At 65.3% G+C, this 18,935-nt stretch carries 19 protein-coding genes; 10 read left to right on the forward strand and 9 right to left on the reverse strand.

Features of this window, described 5'->3' with window-relative positions; all coding sequences use genetic code 11:
• Positions 1–9: 9 nt before the first annotated feature.
• The 5 genes from ACSSV3_RS01250 to ACSSV3_RS01270 are packed head-to-tail and all read right to left on the reverse strand — an operon-like array spanning position 10 to position 4,463.
• Positions 10–588: a gamma carbonic anhydrase family protein gene (locus ACSSV3_RS01250; protein WP_354326053.1), complete on the reverse strand. Its 579-nt coding sequence runs from the start codon at positions 586–588 to the stop codon at positions 10–12.
• The gene (locus ACSSV3_RS01255; RefSeq protein WP_354326051.1) at positions 585–1,136 is read right to left on the reverse strand and encodes a GNAT family N-acetyltransferase; all 552 of its coding nucleotides are present in this window, start codon (positions 1,134–1,136) and stop codon (positions 585–587) included. Before ACSSV3_RS01255 ends, ACSSV3_RS01250 begins: the two co-directional genes overlap by 4 nt.
• A complete protein-coding gene (locus ACSSV3_RS01260) occupies positions 1,133–1,684 on the reverse strand; it encodes a GNAT family N-acetyltransferase (RefSeq protein WP_354326110.1) in 552 nt (183 codons plus the stop codon). Before ACSSV3_RS01260 ends, ACSSV3_RS01255 begins: the two co-directional genes overlap by 4 nt.
• 1 nt (position 1,685) lies before the next feature.
• The gene (hemB, locus tag ACSSV3_RS01265; RefSeq protein WP_354326049.1) at positions 1,686–2,681 is read right to left on the reverse strand and encodes a porphobilinogen synthase; all 996 of its coding nucleotides are present in this window, start codon (positions 2,679–2,681) and stop codon (positions 1,686–1,688) included.
• A 42-nt stretch (positions 2,682–2,723) separates the two neighbouring features.
• Complete coding sequence (locus tag ACSSV3_RS01270; RefSeq protein WP_354326047.1) at positions 2,724–4,463, reverse strand: M23 family metallopeptidase; 1,740 nt, start codon at positions 4,461–4,463, stop codon at positions 2,724–2,726.
• Between the two features lie 329 nt (positions 4,464–4,792).
• On the opposite strand from ACSSV3_RS01270, the gene ACSSV3_RS01275 reads away from it, so the two are divergent.
• From ACSSV3_RS01275 to ACSSV3_RS01300, 6 genes are all read left to right on the forward strand, one after another.
• On the forward strand, positions 4,793–7,456 hold the full coding sequence (locus tag ACSSV3_RS01275) for a helicase-related protein (RefSeq protein ID WP_354326109.1): 2,664 nt from the start codon (positions 4,793–4,795) through the stop codon (positions 7,454–7,456).
• 11 nt (positions 7,457–7,467) lie between these two features.
• On the forward strand, positions 7,468–7,851 hold the full coding sequence (locus ACSSV3_RS01280) for a S4 domain-containing protein (protein WP_354326046.1): 384 nt from the start codon (positions 7,468–7,470) through the stop codon (positions 7,849–7,851).
• A gap of 10 nt (positions 7,852–7,861) precedes the next feature.
• Entirely contained in the window at positions 7,862–8,200 is a 339-nt protein-coding gene (gene fdxA / locus ACSSV3_RS01285) for a ferredoxin FdxA (protein WP_354326044.1), read from the forward strand.
• A 282-nt stretch (positions 8,201–8,482) separates the two neighbouring features.
• Positions 8,483–9,016, forward strand: a complete 534-nt coding sequence (locus tag ACSSV3_RS01290; protein ID WP_354326042.1) for a CarD family transcriptional regulator — start codon at positions 8,483–8,485, stop codon at positions 9,014–9,016.
• Between the two features lie 139 nt (positions 9,017–9,155).
• Entirely contained in the window at positions 9,156–9,974 is an 819-nt protein-coding gene (locus ACSSV3_RS01295) for a head GIN domain-containing protein (protein WP_354326040.1), read from the forward strand.
• A 39-nt stretch (positions 9,975–10,013) separates the two neighbouring features.
• Entirely contained in the window at positions 10,014–10,343 is a 330-nt protein-coding gene (locus ACSSV3_RS01300) for a hypothetical protein (protein ID WP_354326039.1), read from the forward strand.
• Here ACSSV3_RS01300 and ACSSV3_RS01305 read toward each other — a convergent pair.
• The gene (locus tag ACSSV3_RS01305; protein ID WP_354326037.1) at positions 10,340–11,272 is read right to left on the reverse strand and encodes an L-threonylcarbamoyladenylate synthase; all 933 of its coding nucleotides are present in this window, start codon (positions 11,270–11,272) and stop codon (positions 10,340–10,342) included. The two genes, ACSSV3_RS01300 and ACSSV3_RS01305, sit on opposite strands and share 4 nt — an antisense overlap.
• A 75-nt stretch (positions 11,273–11,347) precedes the next feature.
• Between ACSSV3_RS01305 and ACSSV3_RS01310 the strand changes: the two genes are divergently transcribed.
• Both ACSSV3_RS01310 and ACSSV3_RS01315 read left to right on the forward strand, forming a co-directional pair.
• Positions 11,348–13,093 (forward strand): acyl-CoA dehydrogenase family protein, encoded by a 1,746-nt coding sequence (locus tag ACSSV3_RS01310; RefSeq protein ID WP_354326035.1) that lies wholly within the window; start codon positions 11,348–11,350, stop codon positions 13,091–13,093.
• 1 nt (position 13,094) lies between these two features.
• Entirely contained in the window at positions 13,095–13,928 is an 834-nt protein-coding gene (locus ACSSV3_RS01315; RefSeq protein WP_354326033.1) for a DUF815 domain-containing protein, read from the forward strand.
• Between the two features lie 83 nt (positions 13,929–14,011).
• Here the strand turns inward: ACSSV3_RS01315 and ACSSV3_RS01320 are convergent, their stop codons facing one another.
• Complete coding sequence (locus ACSSV3_RS01320) at positions 14,012–15,490, reverse strand: PQQ-dependent sugar dehydrogenase (protein WP_354326031.1); 1,479 nt, start codon at positions 15,488–15,490, stop codon at positions 14,012–14,014.
• Positions 15,491–15,553: 63 nt separating this feature from the next.
• Between ACSSV3_RS01320 and ACSSV3_RS01325 the strand changes: the two genes are divergently transcribed.
• Complete coding sequence (locus tag ACSSV3_RS01325; protein ID WP_454184741.1) at positions 15,554–16,054, forward strand: GAF domain-containing protein; 501 nt, start codon at positions 15,554–15,556, stop codon at positions 16,052–16,054.
• Between the two features lie 128 nt (positions 16,055–16,182).
• Positions 16,183–17,076: a glycine zipper 2TM domain-containing protein gene (locus tag ACSSV3_RS01330; RefSeq protein ID WP_354326030.1), complete on the forward strand. Its 894-nt coding sequence runs from the start codon at positions 16,183–16,185 to the stop codon at positions 17,074–17,076.
• A gap of 46 nt (positions 17,077–17,122) precedes the next feature.
• On the opposite strand, the gene ACSSV3_RS01335 is transcribed toward ACSSV3_RS01330, so the two are convergent.
• Positions 17,123–18,097 carry a ParB/RepB/Spo0J family partition protein gene (locus ACSSV3_RS01335; protein ID WP_354326028.1) on the reverse strand — a complete coding sequence of 325 codons (975 nt, stop codon included), beginning with the start codon at positions 18,095–18,097 and terminating at the stop codon, positions 17,123–17,125.
• Positions 18,094–18,870, reverse strand: coding sequence for a ParA family protein (locus ACSSV3_RS01340; protein WP_354326026.1), 777 nt, complete (start codon positions 18,868–18,870; stop codon positions 18,094–18,096). The genes ACSSV3_RS01335 and ACSSV3_RS01340 overlap by 4 nt, the downstream gene beginning before the upstream one ends.
• Positions 18,871–18,935: the final 65 nt, after the last annotated feature.

The following is an 18,935-nucleotide window of genomic DNA, read 5'->3' on the forward strand; positions in this document are numbered from 1 at the left end:
GATCCCCGCTTACGTCAGCGCCGCCGCCACCGCTTTGGCGTGGTGTTTTGCATTTTCGGCGTAATGAGCGGTGCCGATCCGCATTCCCATGATCGCCGCTTCATCCAGATCGCGCATCTTGCGCGCCGGGCGGCCGCCCCACAGCTCACGCGGGGCCATCACCTTGCCTTCGGTCAGCATCGCGCCCGCTGCCAGCATCGCGTCCGCACCGATCACCGCCTTGTTCATCGCAATCGCGCCAAGGCCAACGAACCCGCGGCTTTCGATCGTGCAGCCGTGCACCATCGCCATGTGGCCGATCAGCACATCGTCACCGATGATCAACGGTGATCCCTCCGGATCGCCCGGGCGCGGCGGGTCGCAGTGGAGCACCGATCCATCCTGCACATTGCTGCGTTCACCAATCACGATCCGGCTGACATCGGCGCGCAGCACGCAATTATACCAGATCGACGATCCCGCCCCGATTTCGACATCGCCGATGATCGTGCAACCGGGCGCGATAAAAGCGGTATCGTGGATGCGCGGGGTCTTGCCGTGGATCGGGATGATGGTGACGCCCGGTCGTTCGGGGGGCCGATAAGTCATAGTCTGTGCGCCTCCCATTGCGCTCGCGTGATTGCATACTGGATAATCGGTTCAGGCTCACCCGGATCGGCAAAATCGAGGTCTTCGCGCCGTTCCATCCCAAGCTTTTCCATCAATCGCCAGCTTCCCACATTGGCCGCGCAGGTCAAGGCGACGATCTGCGGCGCACCAATAACGCCAAAGCCCCAATCGACCACCGCGTGCATCGCTTCCAGAGCATAGCCGCGCCGCCAGCGATCTTCACGCACCAGCCAGCCGATTTCGAAGTCGTGCGGGTTGGGGGCGAGCGGGTGGGCGACGCGGCGCAACCCGCAATGGCCGACAATGTCGCCGGTCGCCCGCTCCTCCATCATCATGAAGCCGAACCCTTCGGCGGCAAAACTGGCCCGCGATGCGGCGTGCTTGGCCGCGATAACCTCGCGCGTCTGCACGCCGCCCAGATACTGCATCACCGCAGGCGTGTTGAGCAACGCCATGTGCGGGTCGAGGTCGTCAACAGCGATTGCGCGCAGCGCCAGCCGGGGAGTCGTCAGCACCGCAGCCATCATCCCGCTTGCCAGACCGCGCGGGTGATTGAATGGACAATAATGACCGGATTTTCGGGATCGAAATCGCCGCTGTCAAAATCGAGATCCGCGCGCCGTTCCATCCCCAGACGCAGCATCAGACCCCAACTGGCGGTATTGCCCTGCACCGTCAGCGCGATCACCTCATCCGCAGCGAAGCGATCAAACGCAAGGGCCAGCGCGGCGGCGGCAGCCTCTTTGGCGTAGCCTTGCCCCCAGGCATCCTCACGCAGCCGCCAGCCGACTTCCATCATCCCCTGCGGCCCGCCAGCCTGATTGGAACGCTTCAACCCGCAAAAGCCGAGCAGCGCGGCGTCGCTCTTGCGTTCCACCACCCAGAAGGTGTGGCGATGATCGCGCTGATAGCCGAGCAGGCGTTCTTGCGCAGCGGCCCGCGCCGCATCATCCGCCACCCCGCCCAGCCAGCGCATCACCGCCGGGGTGTTGGTCGCCTGCCAGAACGTGGGCCAATCCGCCTCGCGCCAGTCGCGCAGGATCAGCCGTTCGGTTTCGCAGCGGAACCCGGCCATGTCAGCCATTCAGCAGGCGGGCGGCGTGGGCGGCGTGGTAGGTCAGGATGCCGCTTGCACCGGCGCGTTTGAACGCGATCAGGGTTTCCAGCACCAGCGCATCGCGATTCCCCGCTCCGGCCCGTGCCGCAGCCTCAATCATCGCGTATTCGCCGCTCACCTGATAGGCGAACACCGGCACATCGAATCGCTCCTTCACTCGGCGCACGATGTCGAGATAGGCGAGGCCGGGCTTGACCATCACCGAATCCGCGCCCTCGGCAATGTCCATCGCCACCTCGCGCAGCGCCTCGTCGCCGTTGGCCGGGTCCATCTGGTAGGTTTTCTTGTCACCTTTGAGCAATCCGCCGCTGCCCACCGCATCGCGGAACGGGCCGTAGAACGCGCTGGCATATTTGGCGGCGTAGGACATGATCTGCACGTTGGCGTGCCCGTTCATTTCCAGCGCCATGCGGATCGCACGGATGCGGCCGTCCATCATGTCGGACGGGGCGATGATGTCCGCGCCCGCATTGGCCTGATTGATCGCCTGATCGACCAGCGCGGCCACCGTATCGTCGTTCACGACATAGCCCGCCGCATCGACCAGCCCATCCTGCCCGTGGGCGGTATAGGGATCGAGCGCCACGTCGGTCAGCACGCCGATATCATCCCCGCAGGCATCCTTGATCGCGCGGATCGCCTGGCACATCAGGTTATCGGGATTATGCGCTTCGGCCCCGTCATCGCTGCGCAGATCATGCGGCGTATTGGGAAACAGCGCCACCACCGGAATGCCGAGCGCCGCCGCCTCTTTCGCGCGCGCCACGATCCCATCGACCGACCAGCGCGATACGCCGGGCAGGCTGGCAACCGGCTCCTCCACCCCTGTTCCCGAAGTCACGAACAGCGGCCAGATCAGGTCGGCGGGGGTGAGGATCGATTCGCGGTGAAGCGCGCGGCTCCATGCGTGGGCGCGGGTGCGGCGCAATCGAGTGTTGGGATAGCTGGCGGTCATGCGCGCGGGTTTAGGCGCAATCCGGGCGTTGGGACAAGTCGTTCAGCGCACCGGCTGCGCGATCTCGACCTTCTCGATCTCGCGCAGCGGTTCCTTGACCTCGCTCGGCAGCGGTTCGAGATCCTGCAGCGCAGCGCCGACCTCGATATCTTTCATCTGAATCAGTTGGCGGCGGAAATCGATCAGTTCGGTGCCCGAAAGTTCGGCGCGGTTGACGAATTGCACGCTCGCCGGATTGATCACCCGCCCGCTGCGATACATTTCGTAATGCAGGTGCGGGCCGGTCGATAGCCCGGTCGATCCGACATAGCCGATCACCTGCCCGCGCCGCACCTGCTGCCCGGAACTCACCGCCATCCGGCTCATATGGCAATAGCGCGTGGCCAGCCCGCTGCCATGATCCAGCCGCACCGCGATGCCGCAGCCGCCCGCGCGGCCCGCAGAACTGACCCGGCCATCGCTGACAGCGACAATCGCGGTGCCATAACGCGCCTTGAAATCCATACCTTCGTGCATCCGCCGATAACCAAGGATCGGGTGGCGCCGCATCCCGAAGCCCGATGAAATCGCGCCCGGCACTGGCGCCAAGAGGCCACGACGCTGCTCACCCACGCCCGACGCTTCGAAGAACCGCCCGTCCTTGCCCCACCGCATCAACTGGGTGCGCGGCTTTCCGGCGCGGTCGACCCCGGCATAGAGCAACTGCCCCGCCTGACGTTCGCCCGTCGCGGCGCGGCGATAGGAGATGATGATGTCGAATTCGTCGGTCGAGCGCACTTCGCGGTCAAGGTCGATCTGCGCATCGAGCGCTTTGAGATATTCCTGCACCGCGCTGGCCGGGACACCGGCCTGCCGCATCGAACGATAAAGGCTCGACCCCACCGGGCCGCGCACCCGCAGCGGCGTATCGTCGACGCGGATGATGTTGCGTTTCAAGGCCAGCGGCCCGTTGGGTATCACCGGCATGCCATCGGCGGTAATCTCACCCACGCCGGGCCGCGTCAGTTGCAGCTCCAGATCGAACCGCGCGCGGAAGGCGAGGCTATCAAGCGGGCGCGGCTGGCCGGGTGCGGGGCGGCGGCCGAGCAGCACGTCCATCTGCGTTCCCGAAGCAATCTCCCCCAAAGGCAGCGCCTGATCGACCAGCGCGGCGGCGCGATCAATATCGTCTGCCGCAACCCCGGCGCGGCGCAGCATCGCGGCAAAGCTGTCCCCCGGCGTCAATGTCACCACCATCTGGATCTGCGGGCGTTCGGGCGCGCTTTTGAGCGGGATGACCGCCTGCGTCGGCCCCATCCGCCGCCCGCTATCCGCGCCCAGCGCCAGCGGCAGGATCATCTGGCTGCGCAATTCGCTGGTCACCGCGTCACCATGCGGCATCGCGGGCCGCGCTTCCAATGGGGTCAGATCGGGCCACAAGGCCAGCGCCACCACGCCAAGGCCGACCATCGTGCCCAGCCCGCGAAACCACCGGCGGCTGCCAATGTTTTCGGCCAGGTCAGGCGCAAGATCGAGGCTGTCGAACCAGCGCGAGGCGGCAAGACGCCATTCGTCGTAACGTTCGGACACACCATTGACCCGCGCCAGCACCGTGCGCCCGGCCTGCTGCGCTGCGGTTGGCGGGGCCAGCGCCTTGGCATTGCGGAAATAGGGCAGCAATTCGCGCGCGGTTTCAGGATCGATCGGGGCAGGCCCGGCTGATGCGGATACGGCGCGCAGATCCGCTTCCGGGCCGTGCTCCGGCTCGGGCGGATCGTTCAGATTGCGCGCATGATCCAACATCTGTGCCCTGAAAGCGGCGCCCTGACGGGGCAAGCTTGCCTCTATCCCAACCGCTCCTTTGTCGCATTTTCCTGCCACAACAAAGTAAATCCCGCATTAACCAGCGACCAGCCGTATCGCAGATGCGACAAGGTGTTGTGCGTAGGCCGAATGGTGATGGGTGCGCGCCCTTGCCCCACCCTGCCAAGCCTGACACAAGCCGTGTCACTGTGACCTTTCCCCTCAGCGATCATTCCGTCGCCTCGCGCGGCGCTGCCTTTCGCGATGACAGCGTGCGCGCGGTGCTCGGCCCGACCAACACCGGCAAGACCCATCTGGCGATTGAACGGATGTGCGGCCATTCGTCCGGGATGATGGGTTTCCCCCTGCGGCTGCTGGCGCGCGAGGTGTATGACCGGGTACGCAGCATCAAGGGCGATAAGCAGGTGGCGCTGATCACCGGCGAGGAACGGATCGAGCCGCCCGACGCACGCTATTTCCTCTGCACCGCCGAAGCCATGCCGCGCACGGCGGGGCAGCACGCCTTTGTCGCCATCGACGAAGCGCAATTGGGCGCTGACCCTGCACGCGGGCATATTTTCACTGACCGGCTGCTGCACGCACGCGGGCGCGAGGAGACGATGATCCTCGGTTCCTCCACCCTGCAACCGATCATCAAGGCGCTGATCCCGCGCGCGGACATCACCACCCGCCCGCGTTTCTCCACGCTGTCGCACGCCGGGGTGTGCAAATTGTCGCGCCTGCCCAAACGCAGCGCCGTGGTCGCGTTTTCGATCGAGCAGGTTTACGCGATGGCCGAAGCATTGCGGCGCTTCAGAGGCGGCGCGGCGGTGGTGATGGGCGCGCTCTCACCCGAAACCCGCAACAAACAAGTGGCGATGTTTCAATCGGGCGAGGTCGATTACATCGTCGCCACCGATGCGATTGGCATGGGGTTGAACCTCGATCTCGATCATGTGGCCTTTGCCGCGCTCAGCAAGTTCGACGGGCAACGCAAACGGCGGCTGACCCCTTCGGAAATGGCGCAGATTGCCGGGCGGGCGGGGCGGCACCAGCGCGATGGGACGTTCGGCACGCTGTCGGGGATGGGAAAGGTGGATAGCGGCGAGCCGCTCGCCTTCACCGATGAAGAAATCTACGCGATTGAAGAACACCGGTTCGCGCCGCTGACCCACCTGTTCTGGCGCGAGGCGGAGCCGCGGTTCGATACGCTCCCCACGCTGATCGCCGATCTGGAAGCGCGGCCCGATGATGCGGTGCTGCGCGCTGCGCCCGAGGCGGTCGACATGGCGGTGCTGCGGCGGCTTTCGGAAGACAGCATCGCCCAATCCGTGCGCGGGGCAGGCAGCGTCCGGCGGTTCTGGGAGGCGTGCTCGCTCCCCGATTTCCGCAACCTTGGAGTGGAACAGCACGCGCGGTTTGTCGCACGGCTGTGGCAGGATCTGGGCCAAGGCTATATCGGCGCGGATTTCGTCGCCGCGCGCATCGCGGAACTTGACCGGATGCAGGGCGACATCGACACGCTGCAAGGGCGGATCGCAGCGATTCGCAGCTGGGCTTACATTTGCCAGCGCCCCGATTGGGTGCTGGCACGAGACGAAATGGCGGCGCGGGCTCGCGCGGTCGAGGCGAAGCTTTCGGATGCGCTGCACGCGCGGCTGACCGAACGCTTCGTCAACCGGAGGACGACACTTTTGATGAAATCGCTGGGGCAGGACGCAGGCGCGCTGCCGGTCACATTGGAACCCGATGGGCATCTGACGGTCGAGGGGGAAACCATCGGGCGGCTTGAAGGATTCCGTTTCCATGTCGATCCTGCGGCGGGCGCGCATGATCGGCGGATGCTGCTGGCGGCGGGGGAAAAGGCGCTGCCCGCGCTGCTCGCCAGCCGCGCCGAATGGCTGCTGGCCGGCGGCATTGGCGAGCTGGAAATCGCTGGCGGCGCGATCCGTTGGCAGGGGCAAGGTGGGGGGCAAGGGCAAGGCCGCGCGCTGGCGGAGATCACCTTTCCGGGTCATGTCGGTGCAGGCAATTTCGGCAACGCCCGCCTCGCGCTGACCCGCGATCTGGGGTTGCTGGCCGAGGCTTCGCGCGCGCAACTGGAGGCAGGGCTTGCCGCATGGCTCGATAAGCAATTGGAGCCGCTGGCCCCGTTGCGCAAACTGGCCGAGGCCGCACGCGATCCCGCAGCCGGGTCGCAGGCGCGCGCGCTGCTGATCACGCTGATCGACGCGCGCGGGGTGATCAGCCGCGAAGACGCCGGGCTGGAACATCTGCCCAAGGAAATGCGCCCGTTCCTGCGCAAGCTGGGGGTGACGTTCGGCGCGCTCGATATTTTCGCGCCCGCCTTGCTCAAACCCGCGCCGCGCCACTTGCTGCACGCGTTGGGCCTCGATCTTCGGCCGCTGGAGCCAGCGATGCTGCCGGTGCTGGCCGAAGGAAGCTGGGCGCAGGGGCGGTTGCCTGCGGGCTATCGTTACGCAGGGTCGCAGGCGATCCGGGTTGATCTGGCGGAGAAAATCCTGCGCGCCGCGTTTGAAGCGCGCGCTGTTGTTACTGCCGCCAAGCCCAAGCAGCGCAACCTCACCTTCCGGATTGATCTGGCACTGCCCGTGTCAATCGGGCTTGAAGCGGAGAACGCCCGCCGCCTGCTGGGCAGCGCGGGTTTCCGCTGTGACCGTGCGCGGCCTCTGCCCGAAGGCGCGTTCGGCCCACCCGCACACGACCGCTGGCACTGGCGCCCGCGCCGCGCCGGTGAACGCGAAGAACGACGGCCTGTGCGCAGTGCCGCGCGCGCCGATTCGGGCCAGCCACGCGCCAAGGGCAAACCCGCCAAGGCCAGACCTGATCGCGATGCCGCCCAGCGCCCCCCTCGCCCCGCCCAGAGCGCATCCAGACCCGCGCCCAAGCTCGCGCCCAAACCCTTTGGCGACACCGGCCCGGCCCGTGCCAGCGGCGCGTTCGACAAGCTGGCAGACCTGCTCAAGCGGTAATGGCGGGCGGTGTGGAAGGTTCAATCCGCTCCCCATCCATCAGGATCGACCGGCTGCTGGTCTATCTCCGCTTCGCCCGCACCCGCTCGGCGGCGGTCGCGCTGATCGAAGCCCACGCTTTACGCCGCAACAGAAAACATGTGCTGCGGCCATCGGAGCAAGCGTATATTGGTGACGTGTTGACCATCGCGCTGGGCGATAGCGTGCGGGTGATCGAACTGCTGACGATCCCCGACCGACGCGGCCCGCCTGCCAGCGCCCGTTCGCATTATCGAGAGGTTGGCCAGTTCCGCGAGGTTGACGAGGCCGAACTTGACCGTAAAGGGCAAATGCCCATAGCAGCGTCGCCGCTTGTGGCGGACAACCCGCCTGACCTACCCGAAAAGCGCTTTTGAAAGACCCTCAATGACTTACGTCGTCACCGAAGACTGCATCAAGTGCAAATACACCGATTGTGTGGAAGTGTGCCCGGTGGATTGCTTCTACGAAGGCGAAAATATGCTGGTGATCAACCCCAGCGAATGCATCGATTGCGGCGTGTGCGAACCCGAATGCCCGGCCGAAGCGATCCTGCCCGATACCGAAGACGGGCTGGAAAAGTGGCTGGAGCTGAACACCAAGTATTCCGCCGAATGGCCCAATATCACCAGCCAGAAATCCCCGCCCGAAGATGCCGACGAGCACAAGGGCGAGCCGGGCAAGTTCGAGAAATATTTCAGCGAAGCGCCCGGCGAAGGCGACTGATTTCGCCAGCAAAGTTGCGCCCGAATCGCGGTGCAGGGGCACAAGCAATCGCCGACTCGCAATTTTGTTGCGGGTGTGCTATATAATGCCTGCACCGCGCAGGGTTGAGGCCAGCGCAGGCGATAAAAAACCAGGAAGGCCCGACACCAGCACCCCCCCTTACCGGATGATCCGCTCACGGCGCTTTACCTTAAACGAGGTTCTCACCTCGGTTGGGTTAGCCGCCGCAGGGATGATTCTCCGCTCTCCTGCTGGCAAGACGGCGCACAGAAAGGAACTTGCATGGCAAGCACCGCAAACGCATTCACGGTCGGCGATTATGTTGTTTACCCCAAGCACGGCGTGGGCCGTGTAATTGAACTGCAGAGCGAGGAAATCGCCGGAATGCAGCTCGAACTTTATGTCCTGCGGTTCGAAAAGGAACGCATGACGCTGCGCGTTCCGGTGGGCAAGGTCGAAGCGATCGGAATGCGCAAGCTGTCCTCCGACAAGACCCTGAAACAGGCGATGGAAACCCTGAAGGGCAAGCCCAAGGTCAAGCGCACCATGTGGTCGCGCCGCGCGCAGGAATACGAAGCCAAGATCAACTCGGGCGACCTCGTATCGATTGCCGAAGTGACCCGCGATCTGTTCCGCCCCGAAGATCAGCCCGAACAGAGCTATTCGGAACGCCAGATTTTCGAAGCCGCATCCAGCCGCCTCGCTCGCGAACTCGCGGCGATGGAGGAAACCGATGAACCGGCTGCGCTGAACAAGATTCTTGACGTGCTGCGCGAACACGCGCCGCAATATTACGAAAGCGCCGAAGAAGCGTAATTCGTTCCTCAGGCAACTGAGCAACCATCAAGGGCTGCCCCCGCCGGGGCGGCCCTTTTTGTTTACGGCTGTGCTTGTGCCGTTGGCCGAGGTGTATTATATAAGTAATACGCCATTCGGCCTGACGGGAGAGCAAAGCATGATCCAACCCCTCATCAAATCTTCGGCGCCGCTTGCGGTGCTGGCGTTCGCCGCCCCCTTGGCGGGGTGTGATGGCGCTGATGTTTCGATCAATGGCAAGGAGGGCGTGCCGCTCGCCGAGGTTGAGATCGCCGGCCCCCCGCCATCCGAACTGGTGCTGTCTTCGGGCGACACCGTGATCCTTACCGAAGGCGATGTCTTCGCGCTCAAGGTCGAAGGGCAGAACACCGATAGCTTGCGGTTTGTGCGCGATTCCGAAGTGATCGGCATCACCCGCACGGATGGGTGGAGCGGCAACCAGAGCGCCACCATCCGCATCACCATGCCCCCGCCCAGCGAAGTGGTGATCGCGGGCAGCGGCACGGTGCAGGCGCAATCGCTTGCCAGCACTGCTGAAATCTCGATCGGCGGATCGGGCACGGTCACTTTCGCCAGCGTCGCGGCAGACAAGCTCGACGTGAACATCGGCGGCAGCGGAACGGTGAGAGGTGCGGGCACGGCCAAGCGGCTTGAGATCAATATCGGCGGCAGCGGCGATGTCGAACTTGCCGGACTGAAAGCCGATCGCGCCGAAGTGTCAATCGGCGGAGCGGGTGACGTTGCCTTTGCCTCAGACGGTGAGGTTGAAGCCAATATAGCAGGTTCCGGCGATGTGACCGTCGCGGGCAGCGCCAAATGCACCGTCAACACCTTCGGATCGGGCACGCTCACCTGCGCATCGAAAAGCACCGCGACCGCCGCTGTCCCGGCAACAGGCGCGGTTCCGGTTACCCCGACCGCTCCAACCACCCCGATTGCGCCCAAGCCTGCCGAATAATATTTGCATTACAGCGCGCGGCGGGTGAAAAGTTGCCCCATGCGCGCCGCTTATCTCGTCGTCCTGATGCTCGCTGCCCTTGCCCTGCAAGGGTGCCTCGCCCGTGCGGCGGTGGATGTTGTCACCCTGCCGGTGAAGGCCGCGAGCGCAGGGGTGGATGCGGCGACCACCAGCCAGTCCGAAGCCGACGAGAAACGCGGGCGGGAAATCCGCAAGCGCGAAGAACGGCTGGGCGCGCTCGAACGTGATTACGACAGGCAGATGGAACGCTGCGGAGACGGCGATGATGCAGCTTGTGACAAGGCGCAGGCAATCCGCGCCGAGATGAACGCGCTGATGCGGGGTGTGCCGGTGGAGCCTGAGCGTTAGTCTGCCGCTGCCCTGCGCAGCCGGTCATTGATTGCGCGGCCCACGCCCATTTCCGACACCGGCGCGATGGCGATGCGCGGGTGAGGGGCGTTGGCGGCTTCGTGAAGGCAGGCGTAGAGCCGCGCCGCTGCTTCGCTGACGTCACCGCCCACTGACAGTGTGCAATCACCCTGCACCGCGCCAAATCCGATCCAGAATTCGTCCGCTTCGGCGTGAGTCGCATTCAATCGCACCGGCTTTCCCGGCGCATAGTGGCTGGCGAGCTGGCCGGGGGCTTCAATCCGCGCTTCGCTCCCCTCTGAGGCAGCCTGCGCGCATATTTGCAGGGGGCCGGGGCGCAGTTCTGCGATGCTGCCATCCGCGCGCACCGCGACAATCGTGGATTCCACCCCCGCGCTGCACGCCCCGCCATCGAGCACCAGATCGATCCGCCCATCAAGCGAGGCGAGCACGTGGGTGGGCGTGGTCGGGCTGATAAACCCGCTGCGATTGGCCGATGGCGCGGCGAGCGGGAATGCCACCACCTCAAGCAGCGCGCGCATCACCGGATGGGCGGGGGCGCGCAGGGCGATGGTGGGCAGGCCTGCGGTCACCGCGTCAGCCAGTCCGGCGTCAACGCGGCGCGGCACCACCAGTGTCAACGGGCCGGGCCAATGTGCAGCGGCCAGCGCCAGTGCAGGGGGTGAGAATTCGCCGAACCGCACCGCCTGCTCCATATCCCGCACATGGACGATCAGCGGGTTGAAATCGGGCCGGCCCTTGGCGGCGTAAATCCGCGCCACCGCCTCGGCGCTGTCAGCCCGCGCGGCGAGGCCATAGACCGTCTCGGTCGGCACCGCGACCAGGCCGCCCGATTCGAGGATCTGCGCCGCGCGGGCGACCCCTGCGGCGTTGGCCAGCACCACTTCCGTAACGTTCTTGCCGCTCATGCCCCGGCGCTATATTCAAACCCTCGCCCTGCCAAGTGCAAGGCCCACTTCCCATGCCAAAGGACGCACCCCGCCGTGACCCCCTATACCCCGCCGACCGCTGACCAATTGCTCGCCATTCGCGTCAATGCCGGGATCGAGGAACTGGCCCAGACCGCCCGCTTCGCCCATGCCGAAGCCGATCTGGTCGAAGCCATCGTCGAAGGCGTGGGGCAGTTCGCCGCCGGGGAATTCGCGCCCTTGAACCGCATTGGCGATCTGGAAGGCGCGCGGCTGGAGAACGGCGTTGTGCGGCTGCCGGACGGGTTTGACGCGGCCTACCGCGCCTATGTCGAACAAGGCTGGAACGCGATTGCCTCTCCGGCCGAGTTCGGCGGGCAGGGGTTGCCGTTCACGCTGTCGTGCAACGTGCTCGAAAACCTCGGCGCGGCGAATATGGCGTTCAATCTGCTCCCCATGCTGTCGGTCGGCGCGATCGAGGCGCTGGAACATCACGGCAGCGCGGATCAGCAGGCCAAATACCTGCCCAATCTCGTCAGCGGAAAGTGGTCGGGCACGATGAACCTGACCGAGCCTGCCGCGGGCAGCGATGTCGGCGCGCTGCGCAGCACCGCGGTTCCGATCACCGATGGGCCGCACGCGGGCAAATACCGCATCACCGGCCAGAAGATCTACATCACCTGGGGTGAACATGATCTGGCGGACAACATCATCCATCTCGTGCTGGCACGCCTGCCGGGTGCGCCTGATGGATCGCGCGGGATCAGCCTGTTCGTGGTGCCCAAATATCATGTCAACCATGATGGGACGCTGGGCGCGCGCAACGATCTGCGCTGCGTCAGCCTTGAACACAAGCTCGGCATCAATGCCTCGCCCACCTGCGTTATGAGCTACGGCGACAACGGGGAATGCATCGGCGAACTGGTCGGGCATGAAAACAAGGGGCTGGCGGCGATGTTCACGATGATGAACAACGCCCGTATCAATGTCGGCAACCAGGGCGCGCAGATCGCCGAACGCGCGACCCAGCAGGCGCTCGCCTATGCGTGTGACCGGGTGCAATCGGCGCGCGCAGGCTCACCCGACAAGACCCCGGTGGCGATTATCGAGCATCCCGATGTGCGCCGCATGATCCTGCGGATGAAGGCGCTGACCGAGGCGGTTCGCGCGCTGCTCTATTACTGCGCCGGTCAGGTCGATCGCGGCAATCTGGGCGATGACGCGGCAAAGAACCGCTCCGAGATCATCGTCCCGCTGATCAAGGCGTGGGGCACGGATATCGGGGTGGAAGTGGCGGGCCTCGGCATCCAGATTCACGGCGGGATGGGCTTTATCGAGGAAACCGGCGCGGCGCAGCACTGGCGCGATGCGCGGATTGCGCCGATTTACGAAGGCACCAACGGGATTCAGGCCGCCGATCTTGTCACCCGCAAACTGGGGCTGGACGGCGGGGAGGCGATGATCGCGCTGTTCGATAGCATCGCGCGCGATACCACCGCCGGGGAAGCGAGCCTTGCAGCGCTGGCGCAGGATTGCGCCGCCATCGCGCGCTGGATGCGTGACGAGGCGAGCCTTGATGATCGGCTCGCAGGCAGTGTCCCGTTTGGCACGATGGCGGCAGTGGCGGTCGCCGGGTGGCAGCTGATGAAGCAGGCGCACGCGGTGGCCGCAGGCGCAGCACCATCGCTCGCCGCGACCAAGCCGGTGACGGTGCGGTTCTTCCTCGACCGGATCGTGCCCGAAGCCGCCGGTCTGCGCGCCGGGGCGACCGCCGGGGCCGCCGGGCTCTACACCCTGCCCGCCGCCGCGCTGGTGGGCTGACATGGATCGGCGCGACCCGCTGGAGCGCATCGCCGCCGCGCTCGAACGGCTTGCCCCGCCGCCCGCGCCGCCGACCGATTGGCTGAGCGCGCCCGCCTATGTGTGGGAGGGCGAACGCGCGCGGGCCGTGCCGGCGCTCGATGCGCTACCGCTCGACAACTTGCACGGGATCGACGCGCAAAAAGCCGCGCTGCGGGCCAACTTCGCCCGGTTGGCTGCGGGCGCTGCGGCGCATGATGCGTTGTTATGGGGCGCGCGCGGGATGGGCAAATCGGCGCTGGTGCGCGCGGCGGTGGCTGATGTGCAGGGGCAAGCGCACGGCGCGCTGGCGCTGGTGCAGCTTGCCCCCGGGACGCTGCCGAGCTTCCCCACGCTGATCGCGCAGCTTGCAGAGCAGCCCCGCGCCTTCGTGCTGTTTATCGATGATCTGGGCTTTGGCGCGGATGGGCGCGCGGCGATGCTGGCGCTCAGGAGCCTGCTCGACGGCGGGGTTGCCCCGCGCCCGCCGCATATCCGCCTGGCCGTGACCGCCAACCGCCGCGCGATTGTGGAACGCGCAGACACCAGCGCCGCCATCCATGAACGTGATGAGCGCGATGATGCGCTGGCGCTGGCAGACCGGTTCGGGCTGAGCCTCGGCTTTCACCCGGCGGACAAGGACACCTACCTGGCCATTCTTGAAGGCTACACCGCCCCGCTCGGCCTCATTTTTGACGCTGAGGAAGCGCTCGCCTTTGCGATCCAGCGCGGCAACCGTTCAGGCCGCACCGCGCTGCAATTCGCGACCGAACTGGCGGGGCGCGCGGGGGTGCGGCTCCAGAGCGGGCTGCGTTAAATCTGACGCACGTCGCCCGCTCTAATCTTTGTTGTCGCATCGTAAAAAGCTGAAAACCGGATCCCACTTTTCAGCACGATGCTCTAATTCGCCTTTTTCCCCGCCTGTTCGCGCAGGTAATCCTCCTCGAACGCGGCGCGCGGGTCGGTCAATTGGCGGGGGGGCAGCTTTTCGCTTTGCAGCGCGGCAATCGCAGGCGCGGGGCTGGCACCGGGCGCACGCACCCGCCAGATGATCCCGGCGGTGTCATCCGATACCAGCAGCGCACCGTCTCCGCCCCATTCGACCCAGGTGGGCCGCCCGCGGGTGGTGCCGTCATCCTTGAGAAACCCGGTCAGCACCGGCACCGGCTTGCCAACCGGATTGCCGCGCGCATCAAACGCAACATAGACCACGTCATAACCCGAAGGCGGCTTGCGGTTCCACGATCCGTGCCGCGCAATAAACGCCCCGCTGGCGAATTTATCGCCCATCACATGGCCTTGCCTGTTGAACACCAGCCCCAGCGCAGCCACGTGCGGGCCGAGCGCATATTCGGGATTGCGGGTATATTCGAGCAGGAAGCGCGGCATCGGCGCTTCGACCCGGCGATCAATATTGGTTTTGTAATAGATCCACGGCCAGCCATATTGTGCGCCGACCGGGACATTGGTGAGGTAATCGGGCACCAGATCCGACCCCAGCATGTCGCGTTCATTCACCGTCGTCCACAACTCGCCGGTCCACGGGCTGAAATCGAGCCCGTTGGGATTGCGCAGACCCACCGCAAACGGGCGCTGGCGTCCGGCGGCCAGATCATATTCCCAGATCATTGCGCGGCCTTCCTCAACCGCCATGCCCGCTTCGCCGATATTGCTGACCGAACCGACCGCAACGTAAAGGCTTTTGCCGTCGGGTGAGAGTTCCATATTGCGCATCCAGTGCCCGCCGCCGCCGGGCAGGTCCATCAGCTTGCGCGGGGAAGCCGTCACCTTGTCGCTGCCCAAGGCATAGGGAAACGCCAGCACCGCGTTGTGGTTGGCGACATAAAGCGTGCCATCCTGCCAGCTCATGCCCGAAGGCGAATCGAGCCCTTCTTCAAGAATCACGGTCTTGGTTTCCGCCGTGCCATTGCCATCGGCATCGCGCAGCAACACGATCTGGTTGGCGGATTCGCCCGTCGCCCCGGCCTTGGTCATCAGCCGGTTGGCAATCCAGCCATAGATCGCATCCATGATCCCGCCGCCGCTCTTGTCGCTGGCAGGCGCACGGGTCAGTGCCACCAGCACATCGCCATTGGGCAGGGTGTAAAGCACACGCGGGTGATCGAGCCCTTCGGCAAACCGCACCACTTCCAGCCCCTCGGCCGGAACTGGCAGTTCATCGGCCTGCCAGCCCACCGGCTCTGCAATCTTCACCGTCGGGAAGGTTTCCGGATCGCCTTCCTGCAACACCGGATCGGTGCCCGCGACATCATCAACCGAAAGATCGGCGGTATCGCCCCGGCTGAGAAACCAGAACGCCGCAGCGAGCAGCAGGACAAGGACACCAAGGGTGATTGCGATTTTGCGAATAATAGCCATGTGACATCCGATAGAGCCGGGCCGCGCGGGCGGCAACTGGCAACAAACGAAAAGGCGCGTCCGATGTATGATTTCAGGCCCGATGCGGCGCAGGCTCCGGCGGAACGCTACCGCGAATTGCTCGGCGCGGCTGACGCCTTGACGGCGGATGAGCCCGATGCGGTCGCCAATATGGCCAATGTTGCCGCGCTATTGTGGGAGTTTCTGCCCGATCTGAACTGGGCCGGGTTCTACCGCATCGCCCCGGCAAAGCGCGAAAACGCAAGTGAACTGGTGTTGGGGCCGTTCGTTGGCCGCCCGGCCTGCATCCGCATCCCGTTGGGCAGCGGCGTCTGCGGCGCGGCGGCGCAGAGCGGAACGACGCAGCTGGTCGCCAATGTCCACGCCTTCCCCGGCCACATCGCCTGCGACGCGGCGAGCCGATCCGAACTGGTGGTGCCGGTGCTGCGCGATGGGCAGGTGATCGCGGTGATCGATTGCGACAGCCCCTCCCCCGCCCGGTTCACGCAGGCCGATGCCGAGGGTATTGAGGCACTCGCCGCGCTGCTGGCAACGCGTATCTGACAGATTTTGCCACCTAATCGGCCCGAAACGGGACAGCGGCCACAGCACGGCTTGGGCGCGCGGGCTGGGCGGTGTTAAGTGGGCGCTAACCATCCGCCGCCGTGCGCGGCCATCCGGGGGATTTTTTGATGCGCCTGCCGCTCCGCAACCCGACCAGCCTTGGTGTAATTCTGCCCGCGCTCGCGCTGCCCGCGATGGCCAGCGCGCAGGATTACAGCGACCTGCCACCGCTTACCCCGGTGGATGAAGCGGCGGTGCGCAGCCTGCCGCCCGAATATCGCACCGCGCCGGTGATGAGCCGAATCACCGAAACCGTGACCGCGAAAGACGGGGTGGAAACCATCATCCGCACCCGCTGGATCGAAGCGCCGCGCCGCCAGCTTGTGTCCAGCGCTGCGCCCCAGAGCTATCCGCAGCAAGCCTATCCCAATCACAGCCATGCGCCGGTGGCCTACACCCCCGCGCCGGTGGTGTTTGAGCGCGAACAGTGGCTCGATGAATGCCGCCGCCGCACGGCGGGTCGCGATAATGACGAAACCGGGCTGATCATCGGCGGGCTGCTCGGCGCGATTGCGGGCGGCGTGGTGGGTCATGAAATCGCCAAGGTCGGCGACCGTACGCTTGGCGCTGTGGTCGGCGCAGGGGGCGGCGGGCTGATCGGCGGGTTGCTCGGCAGCCTGATCGGTGGCGGCAAGAAGAAAGACCGCTACGATTGTGAGGCAGCGCTGGACGGCTACCTGTCGCAATATGGCGCGCCGGGTGCGCGGGTGGCGGCGCGCGAGATCGCCTATGCTCCTTATCAGGCGGCTCCGGCCTATGGTTACGGCTACGGCTACCCCGCGAATACCGGCTATGCCTACGCCCCGCCGCCGCAGATGGTGATGGTGCCGGTGCGCAGCGAGGTGCAGCAACAGGTGGTAGTGCGCGAAACCGTGCGCGAGGAGACTTATACCGTCCCCGGCGCGGTGCGGGTGATCCCGGCTCCGGCGCCCACAGCAAAGATGATCAAGGGCGGCCGCTAAGCCGCGCCCCCGCCGGAGTCGCGCCGCGCAACTCTGGCGGCGGGTATCAGAACTCGCCGCCGGTCAGCCGCTGACACAGCAGATCAAGCTGATCGAGCGTGGTGTAGCGAATGGTGATCGTGCCCTTGCGCGGATCGCCCTCAGGCTTGATCTTCACCGCCAGGCCGAGAAACTCCTCAAGGTGCTGTTGCACCGCGATAATATCGGCGTTTTCAGATGAGTGATTATAGCGCCTGGGCGCAGCAGGGGCTGGTTCTGGCCTGCTCGCCTTGCGCGTGAGCAGTTCCACCTCGCGCACCGAAAGCCCTTCTTGGACCGCGATTTCGGCAATCTGCACCGCATCATCGCGCCCGATCAGTGCGCGGACATGGCCGGTTGAAAGCTTGCCCTGTTCAACCAGCACCAGCACCGGTTCGGGCAGGCTCATCAACCGCTGCATATTGGCGATATGACTGCGCGATTTCTCGACCATCTTGGCGACGTCGACCTGAGTCATGCCCTCTTCAACAGACAGACGGTGATAGGCGCGCGCTTCTTCGACCGGGTTGAGATCCTCGCGCTGCAGGTTCTCGATCAGCGCCAGCGCCATCACTTCGCGGTCGGTCAGCGTGCGCACCAGCGCCGGAATCTCGTGCAGCCGCGCCCTTTGCGCCGCGCGCCAGCGGCGTTCGCCTGCGACGAGTTGATAGCCTTCGCCCTGCGGATGCGGGCGCACGATAATCGGCTGGATCACCCCGCGCGCTGCAATCGACGCGGCGAGTTCATCGAGCGTGGTTTCATCGAAATGCTTCCGCGGGTTGCCGGGCAACGGCTTGATCTGCGCCAGCGACAGCATCCGCAGCGATGTGGAGGTGCCCACCGCCGCCCCGCCCTCTGCCACATCATCGCGCCGCACCAGCGGTTCTTCGCGCCGGGTTTCCCCCAACAGCGCGCCCAACCCCTTGCCCAGCCGCCGCGGTTTTTCCGCGGGGCCGCGCGAAGTCGCAGCAATATCAATGGGTTGGCCTACTTCATCGCTCATGCGGCTTGTCTTTCTGCGGGAAATCGCCCGATCAATTCACGCGCCAACGCCATATAGGCACGGCTGCCAGTGCAGTGCTGATCGTAAATCAGCGCGGGCAGGCCGTGGCTCGGCGCTTCGGACAGGCGCACATTGCGCGGGATCACCGTTTCAAACACCAGCTTGCCCAGGCAATCGCGCACATCATCGGACACCTGATCGGTCAGCCGGTTGCGGCGATCAAACATCGTCAGCGCCACCCCGATGATGCCGAGACTGGGGTTGAACCGTTGCTGCACCTGATCGACCGTTTGAAGCAGCTGGCTCAGCCCCTCCAGCGCGAAAAATTCGCATTGCAGCGGCACCAGCAGCGTATCGGCGGCGCACAGCGCGTTGAGCGTCAGCAGGCCCAGTGACGGCGGGCAATCAATGAAGCAGATGTCGTGCCCGGTGTAATTCGCCAAGGCGCGCTGCAGGCGGTGGGTGCGGCCTTCGACTGCAACCAGCTCCACCTCAGCCCCGCTCAAATCGACCGTGGCAGGGATAATGTCGAGCCGGGGGATGCTGGTCGGCACGATGGCGCTATCCAGCGGCACTTCATCGACGATCAGATCATAGCTCGAAACCTCACGCGCGGCGGCGTGAACGCCCAGCCCGGTCGAAGCATTACCTTGCGGGTCGAGATCGATCAGCAGCGTGCGCCACCCGGTTGCCGCCATCGCGGTGGCGATGTTGATCGCGGTGGTGGTTTTGCCCACGCCGCCTTTCTGATTGGCGATCGCGATTGTCAGCATGATGGGGTCAACATGGTGTTCCCGTCCTTCCAGCGCGCCAATTCGCCTTGAATCGTCGCGGTTTT

It is taken from the genome of Porphyrobacter sp. MBR-49 (assembly GCF_053628655.1).